The sequence below is a fragment of the Clavibacter phaseoli genome, assembly GCF_021922925.1.
GTDB classification, from domain to species: Bacteria; Actinomycetota; Actinomycetes; order Actinomycetales; family Microbacteriaceae; genus Clavibacter; species Clavibacter phaseoli.
Genome location: NZ_CP040786.1, coordinates 1,886,823 through 1,906,179, shown reverse-complemented (window position 1 = coordinate 1,906,179; position 19,357 = coordinate 1,886,823). Strand labels below are relative to the sequence as shown.

At 72.5% G+C, this 19,357-nt stretch carries 16 protein-coding genes and 1 tRNA gene; 15 read left to right on the top strand and 2 right to left on the bottom strand.

The genetic code is table 11. From position 1 onward, the window contains the following. Positions 1-2 precede the first annotated feature (2 nt). From recR to FGI33_RS08810, 12 genes are all read left to right on the top strand, one after another. A complete protein-coding gene (gene recR / locus FGI33_RS08865) occupies positions 3-602 on the top strand; it encodes a recombination mediator RecR (protein ID WP_012297640.1) in 600 nt (199 codons plus the stop codon). Between the two features lie 111 nt (positions 603-713). After that, positions 714-1,979, top strand: a complete 1,266-nt coding sequence (locus tag FGI33_RS08860; protein WP_015489607.1) for an aspartate kinase — start codon at positions 714-716, stop codon at positions 1,977-1,979. Positions 1,980-2,041: 62 nt separating this feature from the next. After that, on the top strand, positions 2,042-3,136 hold the full coding sequence (locus FGI33_RS08855; protein ID WP_119434569.1) for an aspartate-semialdehyde dehydrogenase: 1,095 nt from the start codon (positions 2,042-2,044) through the stop codon (positions 3,134-3,136). 88 nt (positions 3,137-3,224) lie between these two features. Beyond that, positions 3,225-4,703: a malate:quinone oxidoreductase gene (locus FGI33_RS08850; protein ID WP_119434570.1), complete on the top strand. Its 1,479-nt coding sequence runs from the start codon at positions 3,225-3,227 to the stop codon at positions 4,701-4,703. Positions 4,704-4,772: 69 nt separating this feature from the next. After that, on the top strand, positions 4,773-5,957 hold the full coding sequence (locus tag FGI33_RS08845) for an Rv2578c family radical SAM protein (protein ID WP_119434571.1): 1,185 nt from the start codon (positions 4,773-4,775) through the stop codon (positions 5,955-5,957). Between the two features lie 69 nt (positions 5,958-6,026). Continuing rightward, positions 6,027-6,734 (top strand): response regulator transcription factor, encoded by a 708-nt coding sequence (locus FGI33_RS08840; protein WP_237581692.1) that lies wholly within the window; start codon positions 6,027-6,029, stop codon positions 6,732-6,734. Continuing rightward, a complete protein-coding gene (locus tag FGI33_RS08835) occupies positions 6,735-7,409 on the top strand; it encodes a thymidine kinase (protein ID WP_119435302.1) in 675 nt (224 codons plus the stop codon). A gap of 359 nt (positions 7,410-7,768) precedes the next feature. Further along, on the top strand, positions 7,769-9,163 hold the full coding sequence (locus FGI33_RS08830; protein ID WP_119435301.1) for a tyrosine-protein kinase domain-containing protein: 1,395 nt from the start codon (positions 7,769-7,771) through the stop codon (positions 9,161-9,163). 304 nt (positions 9,164-9,467) lie between these two features. Continuing rightward, a complete protein-coding gene (locus FGI33_RS08825) occupies positions 9,468-10,457 on the top strand; it encodes a hypothetical protein (RefSeq protein WP_237581690.1) in 990 nt (329 codons plus the stop codon). After that, positions 10,454-12,274: a DUF4012 domain-containing protein gene (locus tag FGI33_RS08820; RefSeq protein ID WP_119435224.1), complete on the top strand. Its 1,821-nt coding sequence runs from the start codon at positions 10,454-10,456 to the stop codon at positions 12,272-12,274. Before FGI33_RS08825 ends, FGI33_RS08820 begins: the two co-directional genes overlap by 4 nt. A gap of 87 nt (positions 12,275-12,361) precedes the next feature. Then, positions 12,362-12,946 (top strand): sortase, encoded by a 585-nt coding sequence (locus FGI33_RS08815; protein WP_119435225.1) that lies wholly within the window; start codon positions 12,362-12,364, stop codon positions 12,944-12,946. 300 nt (positions 12,947-13,246) lie between these two features. Further along, positions 13,247-13,789 carry a sortase gene (locus tag FGI33_RS08810; RefSeq protein ID WP_237581688.1) on the top strand — a complete coding sequence of 181 codons (543 nt, stop codon included), beginning with the start codon at positions 13,247-13,249 and terminating at the stop codon, positions 13,787-13,789. A gap of 39 nt (positions 13,790-13,828) precedes the next feature. Here FGI33_RS08810 and FGI33_RS08805 read toward each other — a convergent pair whose 3' ends face one another. Next, positions 13,829-14,365, bottom strand: a complete 537-nt coding sequence (locus tag FGI33_RS08805; RefSeq protein ID WP_237581686.1) for a VanZ family protein — start codon at positions 14,363-14,365, stop codon at positions 13,829-13,831. A gap of 68 nt (positions 14,366-14,433) precedes the next feature. Here FGI33_RS08805 and FGI33_RS08800 point away from each other — a divergent pair, with 68 nt between their 5' ends. The 3 genes from FGI33_RS08800 (at position 14,434) to FGI33_RS08790 (ending at position 19,140) form a co-directional block, all read left to right on the top strand. Continuing rightward, on the top strand, positions 14,434-15,465 hold the full coding sequence (locus FGI33_RS08800; RefSeq protein ID WP_119435115.1) for an LLM class flavin-dependent oxidoreductase: 1,032 nt from the start codon (positions 14,434-14,436) through the stop codon (positions 15,463-15,465). Positions 15,466-15,557: 92 nt separating this feature from the next. After that, on the top strand, positions 15,558-17,789 hold the full coding sequence (locus FGI33_RS08795) for a transglycosylase domain-containing protein (protein WP_119435114.1): 2,232 nt from the start codon (positions 15,558-15,560) through the stop codon (positions 17,787-17,789). Between the two features lie 145 nt (positions 17,790-17,934). Beyond that, positions 17,935-19,140, top strand: coding sequence for an acyltransferase family protein (locus tag FGI33_RS08790; protein ID WP_119434424.1), 1,206 nt, complete (start codon positions 17,935-17,937; stop codon positions 19,138-19,140). 98 nt (positions 19,141-19,238) lie between these two features. Here the strand turns inward: FGI33_RS08790 and FGI33_RS08785 are convergent. Further along, a tRNA-Pro gene (locus FGI33_RS08785) sits at positions 19,239-19,312 on the bottom strand. Positions 19,313-19,357 lie beyond the last annotated feature (45 nt).

Below are 19,357 nucleotides of genomic sequence, written 5' to 3'. Positions count from 1 at the left end.
GCATGTACGAGGGAATCGTCCAGGAGCTGATCGACGAGCTCGGCCGCCTGCCGGGAATCGGCCCGAAGTCCGCCCAGCGCATCGCGTTCCACATCCTCCAGACCGAGACGTTCGACGTCTCGCGCCTGGCCGAGGTGCTCACGGTGGTCCGCGACAAGGTGCGCTTCTGCGCCATCTGCGGCAACGTCAGCGAGGAGGAGACCTGCGGCATCTGCCGGGATCCCCGCCGCAGCCCCGCCACCATCTGCGTGGTCGAGGAGGCCAAGGACGTCGTCGCCATCGAGCGCACGCGCGAGTTCCGCGGGCTCTACCATGTCCTCGGCGGGGCCATCAGCCCCATCGACGGCATCGGACCGGACGACCTCCGCATCCGCCAGCTCATGCAGCGCCTCGCCGACGCCACGGTCACCGAGGTCATCATCGCCACCGACCCGAACCTGGAGGGCGAGGCGACCGCCACCTACCTCTCGCGGCTGCTCTCCACCTTCGACATCCGCGTCACGCGCCTCGCCTCCGGCCTCCCCGTCGGCGGCGACCTCGAGTACGCCGACGAGGTCACCCTCGGCCGGGCCTTCGAGGGCCGGCGCCTCGTGGGGGAGTGACCGGGCGGCGGACCGCCCGGCGCGCGCCGTCACACGGCGGGACCGCCGATCGCCCCGCCCTACAATCGTGAACCGGGCCTCCCGCGCCCACTCGAACCCCAGGAGTCGCCCGTGAGCCTCATCGTGCAGAAGTTCGGCGGATCGTCGGTGGCCGATGCCGAGAGCATCAAGCGCGTCGCGAAGCGCATCGTCGCCACGCGCAAGGCCGGCAACGACGTGGTCGTCGCCGTCTCCGCCATGGGCGACTCGACGGACGAGCTGCTCGACCTGGCGCACGAAGTCACCCCCATCCCCGCGCCGCGCGAGCTCGACATGCTCCTCACCGCGGGCGAGCGCATCTCCATGGCGCTGCTCGCCATGGCCATCAAGAGCATGGGCTACGACGCGCGCTCCTTCACCGGCAGCCAGGCCGGCATGATCACCGACGCCCAGCACGGCGCCGCCCGCATCGTCGACGTCACCCCGGGCCGCGTCCGCGACGCGCTCGGCGAGGGCGCCATCGCCATCGTCGCCGGCTTCCAGGGCTTCAACCGCGGCACGGGCGACATCACCACGCTCGGCCGCGGCGGATCCGACACCACGGCGGTCGCGCTCGCGGCGGCCCTCGGCGCCGACGTCTGCGAGATCTACACCGACGTGGACGGCATCTTCACGGCCGACCCGCGCGTCGTGCCGCTCGCCCGCAAGATCGACCGCATCACGAGCGAGGAGATGCTCGAGCTCGCGGCGTCCGGCGCGAAGGTCCTCTACATCCGCGCCGTCGAGTACGCCCGCCGGCACGGCGTCCTGCTGCACGTCCGCTCCTCGTTCACGCACAACGAGGGCACCATCGTCTACAACCCCACGGATGGAGAGAATGTGGAAGAGCCCGTCATCGTCGGCGTCGCCGCCGACCTCAGCGAGGCCAAGGTCACGGTGGTCGGCGTCCCCGACGTGCCGGGCAAGGCCGCGCAGATCTTCACCATCGTCGCCAAGACCGGCGCGAACATCGACATGATCGTGCAGAACGTGTCGGCCGCCGCCACGAGCCTCACCGACATCTCGTTCACGCTCCCGAAGTCGGACGCGCAGCGCGTCCTCACGGTGCTCGCCGCCGAGAAGGACGAGGTCGGGTTCACCGGCCTGCAGCACGACGACCAGATCGGCAAGCTCGCGCTCGTCGGCGCCGGCATGCGCACCAACGCGGGCGTCTCGGCGCAGCTGTTCACCGCGCTGTCGGAGGCCGGCATCAACATCGAGATGATCTCCACCAGCGAGATCCGCATCTCGGTCGTCACGCGGGCCGACACCATCGACGAGGCCGTGCGCGTCGTCCACCACGCGTTCGGGCTCGACGCGGACGACGTCGCCGTCGTCCACGCCGGCACCGGCCGCTGACCCGCACCCGCCCGACCCGCACGCCCGACCCGCGCGCCCGCGCACCGCAGGAGGAGACACCCGTGACCGACACCGCACCCGCCGGATCCGCCGCCCCCGCCCCGGAGACCCCCGGCCTCCGCGTCGGCGTCGTCGGCGCCACCGGCCAGGTCGGCGCCGTCATGCGCCGCCTCCTCGAGGAGCGCGCGTTCCCCGTCGCCGAGATCCGCTTCTTCGCCTCGGCGCGCTCCGCCGGCACGACGCTGCCCTTCGCCGGCCGCGACATCACCGTCGAGGACGCGGCGACGGCCGATCCCACGGGCCTCGACATCGCGCTCTTCTCCGCGGGCGCCACCACGTCGCGCGCGCAGGCGCCCCGCTTCGCCGAGGCGGGCGTGCTCGTCATCGACAACTCCAGCGCCTGGCGCATGGACCCCGAGGTCCCGCTGGTCGTCTCCGAGGTCAACCCGGAGGCCATCGACGACGCGCGTCGCGGCATCATCGCCAACCCGAACTGCACCACCATGGCCGCGATGCCCGTCCTCAAGGTCCTGCACGAGGAGGCCGGGCTCACCCGCCTCGTCGTGAGCACCTACCAGGCCGTATCCGGATCCGGCCTCGTCGGCGCCGAGGAGCTCGCGGGCCAGGCCGAGGCCGCCGTCGCCGCGGGTCCCGAGGCGCTGCGCCGCCTCGTCCACGACGGCCGCGCGGTCGAGCTCCCCGAGCCCGCCGTGTACCAGCGCCCCATCGCCTTCGACGTGATCCCGCTCGCCGGGAGCATCGTCGACGACGGCCTCTTCGAGACCGACGAGGAGAAGAAGCTCCGCAACGAGAGCCGCAAGATCCTGGGGCTCCCCGACCTGCTCGTCAGCGGCACGTGCGTCCGCGTCCCCGTCTTCACCGGCCACTCGCTGTCGGTCAACGCCGAGTTCGCGTCGCCGCTGAGCGTCGCCCGCGCCGTCGAGCTGCTCTCGACGGCCCCGGGCGTCGAGCTGTCCGACATCCCCACGCCGCTCCAGGCGGCCGGCACCGACCCGAGCTACGTGGGCCGCATCCGCGCCGACGAGGGCGCGCCCGAGGGCCGCGGCCTCGCCCTGTTCATCAGCAACGACAACCTCCGCAAGGGCGCCGCGCTCAACGCCGTGCAGATCGCCGAGGTCGTCGCGGCCCGCCGCTGATCCCTCCTCCGGCGGCGTTCGTGAGGGTCCCCGTACCACCGCAGGCGACCCCCGAGGGGGCGCGGGAGGGCGGGCGTACACTGATCCGGTGAGTGATACAGCGGAACCGGTAGACGTCGTCCTCGTCGGCGGCGGGATCATGAGCGCGACGCTCGGCACCCTCATCAAGCAGCTCGAACCCGACTGGACCATCCAGATCTTCGAGCGCCTCGGTGAGGTGGCCATGGAGTCGAGCAACCCGTGGAACAACGCGGGCACGGGCCACGCCGCCCTCTGCGAGCTGAACTACACGCCGGAGAAGGACGGGAAGATCGAGATCGGGTCCGCGACCCGCATCAACGAGCAGTTCCAGCTCTCCCGCCAGTTCTGGGCGCACCTCGTCACGGCCGGCGCCGTGCCGGAGCCCAAGGAGTTCATCAACCCCACCCCGCACATGACGTTCGTGCGCGGCGAGGAGAACGCCGCGTACCTGCGCCGCCGCTTCGACGCCATGCGCGCCCACCCCCTCTTCGAGGCGATGGAGTACACGGAGGACCCCGCGGTCATCCACTCCTGGGCCCCGCTCCTCGTGCTCCAGCGCGAGAAGGACGAGGTCATCGCGGCCACGCGCTTCGAGGGCGGCACCGACGTCGACTTCGGCGCCCTCACGAACAAGCTCGTCGACTACCTCACGGAACACGGCGCGGCCCTGCACCTCAACCACGAGGTCCGCGGCCTGTCCAAGAACCGCGATGGCAGCTGGCACCTCCGCATCCGGAACGACGTCGGCCGCTCCACCGTGGAGGTGGACGCGAGGTTCGTCTTCATCGGCGCGGGCGGCGGCGCGCTGCACCTCCTGCAGAAGTCGGGCATCCCCGAGATCAAGGGCTTCGGCGGGTTCCCCATCAGCGGCGAGTGGTTCCGCACCGACGACCCCGAGATCGTCGCCAAGCACCGGGCGAAGGTCTACGGCAAGGCCGCCATCGGATCGCCGCCCATGTCCGTGCCGCACCTCGACACGCGCGTGGTGGGGGGCGAGACCTCGCTCCTGTTCGGGCCCTACGCCAGCTTCAGCCCGCGCTTCCTCAAGAAGGGCTCGCTGCTCGACCTCTTCACGTCGATCCGCCCGCACAACATCATCCCGATGCTCGCCGTCGCCAAGGACAACGTGAGCCTCATCAAGTACCTCGTCAGCCAGCTCCTCGCCTCCAAGGAGACGAAGTTCGACTCGCTCCGCGAGTTCATGCCCACGGCCGACCCGAAGGACTGGTACCAGGTCACGGCCGGCCAGCGGGTCCAGGTCATGAAGAAGGACGCGGAGAAGGGCGGCGTGCTGCAGTTCGGCACCGAGGTCGTCGCGGCGGCCGACGGCAGCATCGCGGGCCTCCTCGGGGCATCGCCCGGGGCGTCCACGGCCGTCCCGATCATGCTCGACGTGCTCGAGCGCTGCTTCCCCGACCGGATCGCCGGGTGGAAGAAGCCGCTCACGCGCATGATCCCGAACTACGGCACCCTCGTCGCGTCCGACCCCAAGAAGACGCCGAAGATCATCGCGCAGACCGCCGAGGTCCTCGAGCTGCAGCACTGACGGGACGGGCGGGCGCGGGAACGTGCCCGCCCGCTCGCATCCCGTTCGAATGTGTGTTCGAATGGGTGCATGAGATGGAGCGCGCAGAGGCTGTCCGACGCGAGCGCGGACGCGCTGCCCGGGCTGGCCCGCCTGAGCAACCTCGTGCAGAGCGTGCGCACCCCGGATTTTCAGGGCGTCACGTTCCACGAGGTGCTCGCCAAGTCGGCCCTCAACCGCGTGCCGGGGGAGTCGAAGGTCATGCCGTACGGCTGGACCATCAACCCCTACCGCGGCTGCACTCACGCCTGCGTGTACTGCTTCGCGCGCCCCACCCATGAGTACCTCGACCTCGACGGCGGTCGCGACTTCGACGATCAGATCGTCGTCAAGGTCAACGTGGCCGAGGTGCTGGCGCGCGAGCTCGCGAAGCCCACGTGGACGCACGACGCGGTCGCGCTCGGCACCAACACCGACCCGTACCAGCGCGCCGAGGGCCGCTACGCGCTCATGCCCGGCATCATCGCGGCGCTCGCCTCGTCGGGCACCCCCCTGTCCATCCTCACCAAGGGCACGCTGCTGCGCCGCGACCTCCCGCTGCTCCGGGAGGCGTCGGCCACCGTGCCGGTGGACCTCGCGATGAGCATCGCCGTGCTCGACGACGACCTGCAGCAGTCGGTGGAGCCCGGCACGCCCACGACCGCCGCGCGGCTCGCGACCGTCACGGCCATCCGCGAGGCGGGCCTCGACTGCACCGTGTTCATGATGCCGATCCTCCCGATGCTCACGGACTCGGTCGAGCACCTCGGGCACGCGCTCACCCGCATCCGGGAGGCCGGCGGCACGCGTGTCCTCTACTCGGCGCTGTACCTCAAGCCGGGCGTGAAGGAGTGGTACCTCCAGTGGCTCGAGCGCGAGCGCCCGGAGCTGGTCGGGCGCTACCTCGACCTGTACGCGCGGGGTGCGTACGCGCCGCAGGCCTACCGGTCGTGGCTCAAGGCGCGCATGGACCCGCTGGTCCGGCGGCACGGCCTCGGCGGCGGGAGGGTGGATCCCCGAACCGGCGGCGTCCTGTCCCGCGCCGACCTGCCCGGTCTGCAGGGCGCCCCTGCCCAGGTCGGCGACCGGCCACGGCCCGGCTGGAGCCAGGAGGGCGCGGACAGCCGTGCCACCACGGCTCGCGGTCGCGGCAGCTGGACGCAGGCGCCGACGCCCGGCCCGCTCGTCACCGCGGCGCTGCCGGCCGCCTCCGCGACGCAGGCCACGCTGTTCTGACGACAGGAGGACGTGTCCGCCCACGCCCCCGTCCACCGTGTCGACGCGCCCCCTGGCTATGGTTCTGACATGACCCGCGAGCGCGACCCCGGAGCGGGCACGCGCGACGCGTCCCGGCGATCATCGCCGCAGCCCGTGCGCGTCGGCGTGCTCATGGGGCACGAGTCCGCCCTGGACGAGGTCTGCGCGATCCTCCGTCGGCGCGCGCCCGAGATCGACGTCGTGGTCAGCACGACCGGATGGCTCCAGCTGGTGCGCTCGCCGCGCTTCCCGACGGACGTCGTGGTCGTCGACTACGACCTCGCCGACGTCGTCAGCCTCGAGGGCCGCATCCGCTCCTGCCGTGCGGCGGGGGCCGCCGTCGTGGTCCTCTCGCGGTCGGGGGCGGAGGAGGTCCGTCGCCGTGTGGTCGACGCAGGGGCCGCCGCGCTGCTGACGGGCCCCGTGCCCGCGGCGGACATCGTCGCCGCGGTCCGCGCGGTCGCCTCCGGCGCCCGATCCGGGCGGCGGCACGAGGACGGGACGGCGGGCGAGGAGGTGGAAGGCGCGTCACGCGCCTTCGCCAGCCCCCGCCTCAGCCAGGGCGAGGAGCAGGCCCTCCGCCTCTACGTGACCGGCCGGTCGACGCAGGCCGTCGCCGCGGCCATGAACGTGCAGTACGAGACGGCGAAGACGTACCTCCGTCGCGTCCGCGCGAAGTACCGCCTCGTCGGGAGGATCGCGGGTCGTCGGGCCGACCTGATCGATCGCGCCGCCGAGGACGGCTACCTTCGGTAGATGGCCAAGCTCTACTTCCGTTTCGGCGCGATGAACAGCGGCAAGAGCACCTCGATGCTCCAGGCCGCCTACAACTACGAGGAGCGCGGGCAGCACGTGCTGCTCACGAAGCCGGTGATCGACACCAAGGGCGACCGCGACATCGTGTCCCGCCTCGGCGTCCGCCGCCCGGTGGACTTCCTGCTCGAGCCGGACGCGGACGTCTGGCAGGAGTTCGGGATCCACCGCGAGCGCGTGCTGCAGGAGAAGGGCGGGCCCACGGCGTGCCTCCTCGTCGACGAGGCGCAGTTCCTGCGCGAGTCGCAGGTGGACGACCTGCTGCGCATCGCGATCCTGCAGGACGTCCCGGTCATCGCCTACGGGATCCGCACGGACTTCCAGACGGTGGCGTTCCCCGGGAGCCGGCGGCTGCTGGAGATCGCGCACAGCCTCGAGGAGATGAAGACCATCTGCCGCTGCGGGCGCAAGGCCGTCTTCAATGCGCGCCAGGTCGGCGAGCGGTTCATCTTCGCCGGCGACCAGGTCGCGATCGACGGCGAGGACGTCACGTACATGTCGCTCTGCGGCGCCTGCTACCTCGCCGAGAGCGGGGGAGTGCTCACGAGCGGCCGGCCGGTCGAGGTGGGCGCGTCGGCGTTCGGCTACCCGGCGGGCCCCGACGCCGACTTCTCCTGATCGCGCCGGGTCCAGCTCCGGGCGCTCCCGGTCAGTCGCGCAGGTAGCGGAGGCCGTACGCCGTGAGCGCCCCCGTGATCAGCAGGGTGGCGAGCGGGATGAGGGCGACGCAGACGTCGGGCATGGGGGTGCGGACCTTCTCTTCGGGTGAGCGGGCGGGCCGTGCGCGTGGGGGAGGTGGGTGGCCTGACCCCGGATCCACGCTAGTCGGAGCCTCCGCCGGGATCGGCGCCCCAGATGCTGGGGCGTCATCCGCGAGACGTCATTCCCCGCGCCGGGGAACCGGAGCGGGTCCGCGGCTGTGGGAGCATGGGCGTGAGCGCCGTCGGGGGGCGCTCCATCGACGAGGGGGATCGCCTGTGGAACTGCGTGAATACATCCGGATCCTGCGACGATCGTGGATCCTGATCCTGTTGGTCCTGCTGCTCGGCGTGGGCGCCGCCGCCGGCTACTCGCTCGTGCAGACGCCGGAGTACCGGGCGTCGTCCAAGGTGTTCGTCTCGACGCAGTCGGCCGGCACCGTGCAGGACCTGAGCCAGGGGAACACGTTCACGCAGCAGGCGGTCAAGAGCTACGCCGACGTGGTGGCGACGCCCGTCGTGCTCGAGCCGGTCATCGCCCAGCTGGGTCTCGACGCGACCGCCGAGTCGCTGGCGCCGCGGATCACCGCCACCGCCGCGGTGGACACCGTCATCATCGAGATCTCCGTGCAGGACGAGCAGGCCGAGGAGGCCGCCACCATCGCGAACGCGGTGGCGCGGAGCTTCACCGACGTCGTCGCCGAGCTCACGCCGCTCGATTCCAACGGCCAGCCGCAGGTGAAGATCACCACCCTGCAGGAGGCGCGGATCCCGGCATCGCCCGTGTCCCCGAAGGTCCCGCTGAACCTCGCGCTCGGCGGGCTCATCGGGCTCGCGCTCGGCGTCGCGGCGGCCGTGCTGCGCGCCACGCTCGACACGCGCATCCGCGGGGAGCGCGACCTGCGCCTCGTGACGCACGCGCCCATCCTCGGCGGCATCGCCTTCGACCCGAAGGCCAAGGAGCGCCCGCTCATCGTGCAGTCGGATCCGCGCAGCCCGCGCGCCGAGTCCTTCCGCAGCCTGCGCACGAACCTGCAGTTCCTCGACTTCGGCGGTCGCGCGCGCAGCTTCGTGATCACGAGCGCCGTCGAGTCCGAGGGCAAGTCCACCACCAGCGCCAACCTCGCCATCGCCCTGAGCGACGCGGGGGCCCGGGTGGCGGTCATCGACGCCGACCTGCGCCGCCCGAAGCTCGCGTCCTACCTCGGGCTCGAGGGCGCCGTGGGCCTCACCGACGTGCTCATCGGCCGCGCGCAGCTGAAGGACGTGCTGCAGCCGTGGGGCAACCGCAACATGTTCGTGCTGCCGGCCGGGCAGATCCCGCCGAACCCCAGCGAGCTGCTGGGCTCGCGCACCATGGTCACGCTCCTCAAGGAGCTCGAGGCCGAGTTCGACACCGTGCTCATCGACGCGCCGCCGCTGCTCCCCGTCACCGACAGCGCCGTGCTGTCGAAGAGCGCGGGTGGAGCGATCCTCGTGGTCTCGTCCGGGCGCGCCCACCGCGGCCAGGTCCACGCGGCCATCGAGTCGCTGAACAGCGTCGGCGCCGAGGTCCTGGGCGTGGTGCTGACCATGCTCCCGACGAAGGGCCCCGACGCGTACGGGTACGGCCAGTACGGCTATTCCTACGTGCGCCCCGACAGCGCCGACGGCACGAGCCCCGCCACCACCTGACCCGCCGTCGCTCCGTGTCGTCCCGGCCCGTCGTGCGGGGGCCTGTACGATCCGGGTGACACCACCGCTCGACCCGCATCTCCCGTTGCGCGGACCGAGGGCCCGTGCTCCATCGGAGGAGCGGGTCCCGGCTCGACGTCCGGGCGCGGACCGGATCCGGTCGCCCGCGAGGGTGGACCGCCTGCGCGCCGCACGATGCCCGCCACACCGGGAGACACCATGTCGGCTCACGCCGAGGCGCCACCGCGCCGCCTGCGAGGACGCCCCTCCGCCCACCGCGCCCGTCGACCCTCGGGAGCCGCGCGTGGCTAGGTCCGCGCCCGACGGCCGGAAGCCGATGGCCGTCACGGGACGCGCCGCACGCCGTCGCCCGTCGCTCGGCCGCATCATCCCCGGCGTCGGCGTGACCGCCGTCGTCGCCTTCCTCGTGATCGACCTGATCCTCGTCTCGGCGGCCGTGACCCGCACCGGCGGCGGATCGGCCGGCGAGAGCACGGCCGCCCCCGCGCCGTCCGCCACCAGCACGGACGCCGCGGCGACGCCCGCGGCATCCCCCACGCCGAGCGCCGCCGCGAGCGAGACCGTGGCCGCGCCGACAGTGTTCCTCGCGGCGGGGAACGCCGAGGTCGCCTGGCGCACCACCGGCGGCTCCTGCACGGGCGAGCCCGCCCGCATCCAGACCACCATCGACGAGGGCCGCACCTGGGACACCCGCTCGACGGGCACCTTCGACGCGCGCCGCATCCTCGCGCTGCAGGTGGAGAGCCCGGACGTCGGCAGCATCGTCGCCGACGTGACCGCCGCGTGCACCCGCACCACGCTCCAGAGCTTCACGGGCGGCGAGTTCTGGCGCGACGCGCCCGCGCTCACCGCGACGACGGCGTACGTCGACCCGACGCAGCCCGGCACGGTGCAGCTCGTCCAGGGCCCTGAGGACGCGCCGTGCGACGACGCCGTCCAGGTGGTCGACAGCGGCCAGGCCGCCGCCGTCCTCTGCGGCTCCGGCGCGCTGCACGTCCGCTCGGGCAGCGGCGACTTCCGCAGGATCGACGCCCCGGGCGTCCTCGCCCTCGCGCTCGGCACGGACGGCATCCTCACCGCCGGCACCACGGACTCCTGCGCCGGCACGAGCGTCGGCCGCATCGTCCCCGCGTCGGGCGCCGTGAGCGTGCTCGGCTGCGCGGCTGCCGTCCCCACCAGCGGATCCGTGGCCATGTCGGCCGCCGGTCGCGACGTCTGGCTCCTCACCGGCGACGACGTCAGCATCTCCGCCGATGGCGGGACCACCTGGTGACCACGGCGACCGACGTCGCGCGGTCGCCGAGGCGCCGACGGACCAGGCGCCCCTGGACGCGCGCTCGCGTCCTGCGGGTCGCCGCTGCCGCGCTCGCCGTCCTGCTCCTGCTCTGGATCGCGTGGATCGCCGCCCGCGCGCTCCTCGCCCGGGGCGAGCTCGAGCAGGCGGTGCCGCTCGCGTCCTCCGTGCAGCGCGACCTCCTGGGGGGCGATGCCGCGGGAGCCTCGGCGAACGTCGCGCAGCTGCGGGAGCACTCCGCGCGCGCCGTGCAGCTCACCGGGGATCCGGTCTGGGCCGTCACCGAGCACGTGCCCTTCGTGGGTCCGAACCTGCGCGCCTTCCGGGAGATCTCCGGCATCGTCGACCGCATCGGCGGCGACGCGCTGCAGCCCGTCGTCGGCATCGCCGGAACGCTCGACGTCTCGAGCCTCACGCCGAAGGACGGGAAGCTCGACCTCGACCCGATCGTCGCCGCGCAGGAGCCCGTCCGCCAGGCCGACGACGCGCTCGACGCGGCGCTCGACGACGTGACGTCCATCGACACCGGCAGCACCATCCGGCCGGTCGCCGACGCCGTCGCGCGTCTCGAGGAGACCGTCGGCTCTGCCGCCGAGACCCTGGCCGTCGTGCGGCACGTCACCGACCTCGCCCCCGCGATGCTCGGCGCCGACGGCGACCGCAGCTACCTCCTCATGTTCCAGAACAACGCCGAGGTGCGCTCCTCGGGCGGGATCCCCGGCGCCCTCGCGCTCGTCCGCACGGGCGGCGGCGCGTTCTCGCTCGGCGGCCAGGACTCGGCGCGCGCATTCCCGCGGCTCACGGAGCCTGCTCTGCCGCTGGATCCCCAGACCGCCGGCCTCTACGGCACCATCACCGGCCGGTACATGCAGGACGTGACGCTGACGCCCGAGTTCCCGCAGGCCGCGCCGCTCGCCGCCGAGATGTGGCGGCTCAAGCACGGCACCGCGGTCGACGGCGTGATCAGCATCGATCCGGTCGCGCTCTCGTACCTGCTCGAGGCCACCGGCCCGATCACGCTCGCGACCGGCGACGTGCTCCGCTCCGACGACGCGGTCGACCTGCTCCTGCACGACGTGTACCTCCGCTACCCCGATCCCGACGTCCAGGACGCGGTCTTCGCCAGCGTCGCCGAGTCGGTGTTCGCCAAGATCTCATCCGGCGACGTGGATCCCGCGGCGCTCGTCTCCGCGCTCGGCCACGCCGCCGAGGAGCGCCGCATCCTCATCTGGAGCTCGCGCGCGGACGAGCAGGCGACGCTCGACGGCACGACCTTCCAGGGCTCGCTGCCGACGACCAACGACGAGTCGACGGTCTTCGGCGTCTTCCTCAACGACTCCACCGGCGCGAAGATGGACTACTTCCTCTCGATGCGCGCCACGCTCGCGATGGCCATGTGCCGCGACGACGGGCGGCCGAACTACCGCACCGAGGTGACCCTCGGATCCACGGCCCCGGCCGACGCGGCCTCGCTGCCCACCGTGATCACAGGCGGCGGCGTCTACGGGGTGACCCCCGGCGACGTCAAGACCCGCGTGGCGGTCTACGGCCCACCCGGCACGGTCCCGCTGCACGTGCGGATCGACGGGCAGGATGCCCCGTTCCAGCCGGAGGTGGTCGGCGGACGGGCCGTCGCGCAGGTCGAGGTGACGTTGGAGCCCGGCCAGGAGGTCCGCATATCCGTGGACACGCTGGGGGACAAAAAGACCGACACACCCCTGTCCATCGTCACGACGCCGTTGATTAACACGATCGCAACACAATTCCGCGCGCTCTCCTGCGACGCATCCCAGTAGTCTCCTCAGTGGGGGAAAGATCGACAGCGGACCCGAGTCCGCTGGTGGCCCCTGTGCACCACGAGAAGCTCACACTGGGGGAACCACATGCTCAAGAAGATCATCGCCGGGGCGGCCATCGCCCTCGCCGCGACGTTCACCGTCGCCACCGCCGCCAACGCGGACCCGTACACGCCCGAGGGCGGCGTCACCGTCAGCGACCCGACCGTCGCGCCCGGCCAGAGCACGGTCCTGTCCTTCGCGGACGGCTCCTTCGCTCCCGTCGTCCCCGTCACCATCACCATCACGGGTGAGGACGCGGCCAACGCCACGCTCGCGTCCTTCCGCACGGCCCCCATGGCCGTCACCTCCAACTCCATCACCAAGAACTCGACCAGCGCCGGCGGCCTCCGCGTCACCGTCACGCTGCCGGCCGGCTCCGCCACGGGCACCTACGCCCTGACCGGCACCGACACCCTCGGCAACACGGTCTCCACCTCCATCTCGGTCGTCGCGGCCGCCGGCAACGGCACCGCGACCGGCGGCTCCAGCGCCGACGGCGCCGCGGGCCTCCCCGTCACGGGTGGCCAGCTGCCCGTCGTCCTCATCTGGACCGGCGGCGGCCTGCTGCTGCTCGGTGCCGCTCTCGTCGTCGTGCTCGCCACGGTCCGTCGCCAGCGCACCACGGTCTGATCCGCATCACCGCACGCGTCGCCTGACTCCCTCCCGGAGCCCGGCGAGGGAAGGCCCCGAGGCATCCGCCTCGGGGCCTTCCGCCGTCTCCGGGCACCCCCCAGTCCGGGGTCCATCCCGCCCGTCCCCCTTCGCGCGGGCGGCGGGCGCCGCTAGCATCTCCAGCGTGGGTTTACCCGACCCGCTGTCCGCCTGAAGGCGCCGACCCGAAATCGCGCCCGCGGACACCACCGCCCCGAGGCGATACCCGTCGTGCCCCCGCACGTCCGCCCCGGGCGTACAAGTGAAGGCACACCCGAGATGCTCGCCAAGACCCTGGCGGGCGCGTTCGTCGCGCTCGCGATCACCGTTTCCGCTCCCCTCGCCGCCCAGGCGGAGAACTACGTCCCCAAGGACTCCGCCCTCGCGTGCGGCGGCATGTCCGTGACCCCCGCGGCCGTCGCGCCCGGCGAGTCCGTCACGATCACCGGCGCGGCCGGCTCGTTCGCGGCCGGCGAGACGGTCGCCCTCCGCCTCGCCTCCGCGGCCGGCGCCCCCGCCTCCGCGGGCGACCCCGCCGCCTCCGTCACCGCGGCGGCCGACGGATCCGTGTCCGGCACGCTCGTCGTCCCCGCGTCGGCCACCGGCACCTGGCGCGCCAACGAGGACGCCGCGTCGGGCGACCACTGGTGCGGCATCGTCTCCGTCGTGCCGGCCAGCGCCAGCACGGCGGCGGCCGCCGGCTCGCTCCCCATCACGGGCGGCACGCTGCCCACCGGGCTCGCGATCACCGGCGGCGGGCTGCTCCTCGTCGGTGCCGCGGCCGCGGGCATCGCGACGGCCCGCCGTCGCCGCGCCTCCTGACGCCCGGCCCCGCATGAGCCCCGACGCGGGCGGATCCGATCACGACCGGATCCGCCCGCGTCGTCGCGTCCGGGAGCCGATGAGCGCCGCCAGCGCCGCACCGGACAGCGCGCCGAGCCCGTTCGTCGCCACGTCGGTGAGGGACGCCACGCGCGCCGGCAGGAACGCGCCCTGCGCGAGCTCGACCGCCGCCGACATCGCCGTCCCCACGAGCGCGACGACCCACCAGCGTCGCGTCCCGAGGGCCAGGACGCCGAGCATCCCCAGCGGCGAGAACAGCGCGACGTTGGCGACCTCCTCGATCATCGAGTAGCGGAAGCCGGGGATGCCGTGGTGCTGCACGAACACCACGCGCCGCATCAGGTACGGGTACACGCCGCGGTCGACGCTGTCGGGCGTGAGCGTCACGAGCCCGATGAGGGCCACGTACGCGGACAGCAGCGCGGCGGCCTGCCTCCGGCGGACGCGCCGTCGTCCGCGGTCGCGCCGAGCGCCCCAGGCGGACCGCGCGGGAGCGGAGCCGCCGACCGGCGCGCGCCGCCTGCCCGACGGGGGAGCGGGGGCGGCGGGATCCATGAGGGCCGCAGCCTAGCAACGCGGCCCCCACGGGGAATGCGCCGCGGATCCCGCCCGTTCTCCCCGGGGTGACCCACCTCGAACGCGTCCCGCTGAACGTCCTCGACCTCGCCCCGCGTCCCTTCGGCGGCACGAACGCCGACGCGGTCGCCGGGAGCATCCGGCTCGCCCAGGCCGCCGAGGCAGCCGGGTACTCGCGCTTCTGGGTCGCCGAGCACCACGGGATGCCGGGCATCGCGAGCTCGGCCCCGGCCGTCCTCCTCGCGGGCATCGCGGCCCGCACCTCCACCATCCGCGTCGGCAGCGGCGGCGTCATGCTGCCGAACCACACGCCGCTCGTCGTCGCCGAGCAGTTCGGGACCCTCCGCGCGCTCTACGGCGACCGCATCGACCTCGGCATCGGCCGGGCCCCCGGCACCGACGGCGCGACCGCGATGGCGCTCCGGCGCAGCGAGGCGGGCCTCGGCGTCGACGACTTCCCGCAGCAGCTCGTCGACCTGGTCGGCTTCTTCACGGGCGGCATGGCCGACGACAACCCGCTGCGCGGGATCACGGCCGTCCCGGGCCTGGGCGACGTCCCGCAGATGTGGCTCCTCGGATCCAGCGGGTACTCCGCGCAGGTCGCCGCGGCCCTCGGGATCCGCTTCGCCTTCGCGCACCACTTCGCCGGCGACCGCACCGAGCAGGCGCTCGCGCTGTACCGCGAGCGCTTCCAGCCGAGCGACGACCTCGCCGCCCCGCGCAGCGCCATCGCGGTGAGCGTCATCGCCGACGAGGACCCGGACGTCGTCGAGCGCGAGGCGCGCGCCGGCCGCATCACGTGGCTCCGCATGCGCATGGGCGGGAAGCCCCAGCCCGTGGATCCGGCGGAGGCCGCCGCCTACGAGTTCAGCGACCTCGAGCGGGAGATCATCGGGGCGCGGGACCGCCGCCAGGCCATCGGCTCGCCGGACGCCGTGCGGATCGGCCTCGAGCGCCTGCTCACGAGCACGGGGGCGGACGAGCTCATCGTCGCGCCGTCCTCGACGACGCTCGACCACCGCGTCCAGACGCTCCGCACCGTGCGCGATCTGGCCATCGGCGAGGTCCGCGCGGCCTGATCGTACGTGCACTCATCACATTTCGGCCACGGGGAGCTGAGACCCTCCCTGAGGCGGATGTGGCGCCTCCGGGCGCGGGTTAGATTCGTACCATGAGGAAAACTGACCTGACCATCTCGACCCGGTTGGGCGCGTTCCTCGGACTCGTCGGCATGAGCGCGATCGCCGGCGTGCTCGTCGCCGCCATGGTGACCCCGGCCATCGCCGTCTCCGGCATCGCGGCCAACAGCACCATCGGCGTCTTCGAGGACATCCCCGACAACCTGCAGATCGACAACCTCGCGCAGAAGACGGTCCTCTACGCCAAGCAGGGCGACCAGCAGGTCCCCTTCGCCGAGTTCTTCTCGCAGGATCGCGAGGAGGTCCCGTGGGACGCCGTCTCGCAGTACGCGAAGGACGCCGCGATCGCGACCGAGGACCCCCGCTACTACGAGCACGGCGGCGTCGACGTGCTGTCGGCCGCGCGCGCGCTCGCGCAGAACGTCCTGAACAAGGAGGTCCAGTCGGGCGCCTCCACCATCACGATGCAGTACGTCCGCAACGTCCTGGTCCAGAAGGCCCAGAACATGGTCGACTCCTCGGACGAGGCCACGCAGGCCGAGGGCCGCAAGGCCTTCACCGAGGCCACCCAGCCCGACATGCCCCGCAAGCTCAAGGAGATGCGGATGGCGATCGGGGTGGAGAAGAAGTACTCCAAGAACGAGATCCTCCTCGCGTACCTCAACATCGCGAACTTCGGCAGCCGGGTCTACGGCATCGAGTCGGCCGCGCGCTACTACTTCAACGTCTCGGCGGCCGACCTGACCCTCGAGCAGGCCGCGAGCCTCATCGCGACGGTCAACGCGCCCGAGGTCTTCAAGATCGACAACCCGGACAACCTCGAGCGCAACAAGGAGCGCCGCGACCTGCTGCTGCGGAACATGCTCAAGGAGCAGAAGATCACGCAGGAGCAGTACGACACGGCGTCCGCCGCCGCGATCACGCCGACCATCACGCCGTCCACGAGCGGCTGCATCCAGGCGAACCCCATCTCGGCCGCGTACTTCTGCGACTACGTGAAGAACGAGATCCTGACGAACGCGGAGTTCGGCGACACCGCTGCCGACCGCGACGCGCTGCTCAAGCGCGGCGGCCTCCAGGTCTACACGACGCTCGACCTCGACATCCAGGCGAACGCCGCGGAGCAGATGCGCAAGCAGGTGCCCACGACGGCGCGCTTCACGAAGATCGGCGGATCCGTGGTCTCTCGCGAGGTCAAGACCGGCCGCATCATCGCGATGGCGCAGAACACGGACTACGGCGTCGCGCAGGACCAGCCCGGCGTCACCGAGATCAACTACTCCGCGGACAAGGCGCACGGCGGCTCTGCCGGCTTCCAGGTCGGATCGACGTACAAGATCTTCACGCTCGTCGACTGGCTGAAGAGCGGGAAGTCGATCTACCAGACGGTCAACGCGTCGAAGACCACGTGGTCGGCCAGCGAGTTCACGCGCTGCGGCGACAACCTCGCCGGCTCCCCGGACTACAAGGTCACGAACGACACGAACACCGGTGCCACGTCGAACCAGAACGTGCTCGCCGCGACCGTCGCATCCGTCAACTCGGCCTTCGTCGCCATGGCGAGCCAGCTCGACCTCTGCGACATCAGCAAGACGGCGACGGACATGGGCGCGTACAACGCAGACAAGCGAGACCTGTCGAGCTTCCCGTCCGACGTGGTGGGCTCGGGCGGCAACACGGTCGCTCCGCTGCAGATGGCGACCGCCTTCGCATCCGTCGCGAACCAGGGCACCATGTGCCCGCCCATCGCGATCGACAAGGTCGTCCTCCCGGACGAGTCCGAGCTCGTGACCCCGAAGAGCGAGTGCTCGCAGGCCATGAGCCCCGAGGTCGCGAACACGGCGGCCTTCACGCTCAAGGCCGTCATGGGCGGCACGGGCGCGGCGTCGAACCCGCGTGACGGCACGGAGATCATGGGCAAGACGGGCACGACCGACCGCGCGAAGGACACCTGGTTCGTCGGATCCTCCACCGAGGTCACCACGGCCGTGTGGGTCGGCAACGTCGAGGGCTTCGCGCCCATGCGCCGCAACGTCCTCAACGGCGCCGCCGCGGACACCGCGCGTCACCGCATCTTCAAGCCGCTGCAGACGTTCATCGACGACCGCTACCCGGCGGAGGGCTTCCCCGCGCCGAGCAGCACGCTGACGAAGAAGCCCTACGTGCCGCCGGCACCGAAGCCCACGCAGTCGGCGGCGCCCACGGCACCCGAGGCGCCCGCCGCCCCGGCGCCGTCCCAGCCCGCCCCTCCCGCGGAGGGATGAGCCCGCGCTCGATGGGGAGCGCGCGCCGACGGCCGTCGCCTCCGGGCGGCGGCCGTCGTGCTGTGCGCCGCCCGGCGCTGGATCCCTCCGATCGAGCGCCTCGTAGACTGGACGACCGCCGCTCCACCGACCCGGGAAGGCCGAGATGACCGGGACCCCGACCTCCGCGCCCGCGCGCGTGCGCACGCTCCTGCCCGGCATCGAGGGGCTCCGCGGGGTCGCCGCCGTGGCCGTGCTGCTCTACCACGTGCAGCGCCAGCTGGCCCGGCCCACGACCGACATCCCGCTCGTCGGGGAGGTCGCCTTCTTCAGCCACGGCGTCACGCTGTTCTTCGTGCTGAGCGGCTTCCTGCTGTTCCTGCCGTTCGCGCGCGGCCTCGTCGACGGCGGGGCCATGCCGCGCCTGTCGCGCTACGCCGTCAACCGCGCGCTCCGCGTCTTCCCGGGCTACATCGTGGTGCTGCTCCTCGTGAGCCTCGTGCTCCGCGTCGCGATCCTGCCGCGCGAGACCCGCGACGCCGGCATCGCGGTGGGCACGCTCGGTCCCGTCGACACGATCGTGAACGCGCTGCTCCTGCAGGGGTACACGCCGCGCACGCTCCGCAGCGGCATCGAGGTCGCGTGGACGCTGGCCGTCGAGGTGTCCTTCTACATGGTGCTGCCGATCGTGGCGCTCCTCGCGGCGCGGGTGCTGCGGCGGAGGGCGACGTGGATCCGCGCCCTCGCGCCGGCGGCGGTGCTCCTGCTGATCGGCGTGGCCGGCAAGGTGTGGTCGATGATCGCGCAGGCGCCGCTCGGTCACCGCGGCCGTCTCGCGAGCGAGTGGGGCGTGACGTGGGAGGCGGTCGCGAACCGCAGCATCCTCGTGCACGCGGACCTCTTCGCCTACGGCATGGCGGCGGCCGTCGTCCTGGTCGCGCTGTCCGCGGACGAGGGCCTGCGCGACCGCGTGGCTGCGTGGCGCGTACCCGCCGGGATCGTCGCCGCCGCGCTCATCGTCGTCGCCTCCGAGGCGCCCGTGGGCGCGTTCGAGGAGAGCATCGTGGCCGCCTCGTGCGCGACGCTGCTGCTGCTCGTGGCCCTGCCTCGGCGCGGGGGATCCCTCGGGCCCGTGACGCGGTTCCTCGAGCTCAGGTGGATCGCCTGGCTCGGCACGATCTCGTTCAGCGTCTACCTGTGGCACCTGCCGGTGATCCGCTTCCTCCGGCGTGCGGGCCTCGTGCTGCCGGACACGCTCGCGGGCTTCGCCCTCAACACGCTCGTGGTGGGCGCGGTGACGCTCGCGCTCTCCGCGGCGACCTACTACGCGATCGAGCGGCCGGCGCTGCGGCTGAAGCCCGCCTCGCGCTAGGCGAGACACCGGGTCCCGCACGACGAAGGGCCGCTCCCGGAGGAGCGGCCCTTCGTCGTGCTGGCTGTCGTGCTGTGCCTCCCGGAGGAGGCGGTGTGTCGGGGTAACAGGATTTGAACCTGCGACCTCTTCGTCCCGAACGAAGCGCGCTACCAAACTGCGCCACACCCCGATGGCCCGAGGGCCGGGTTCTACGATACCCGATGTTCCGGGCTCC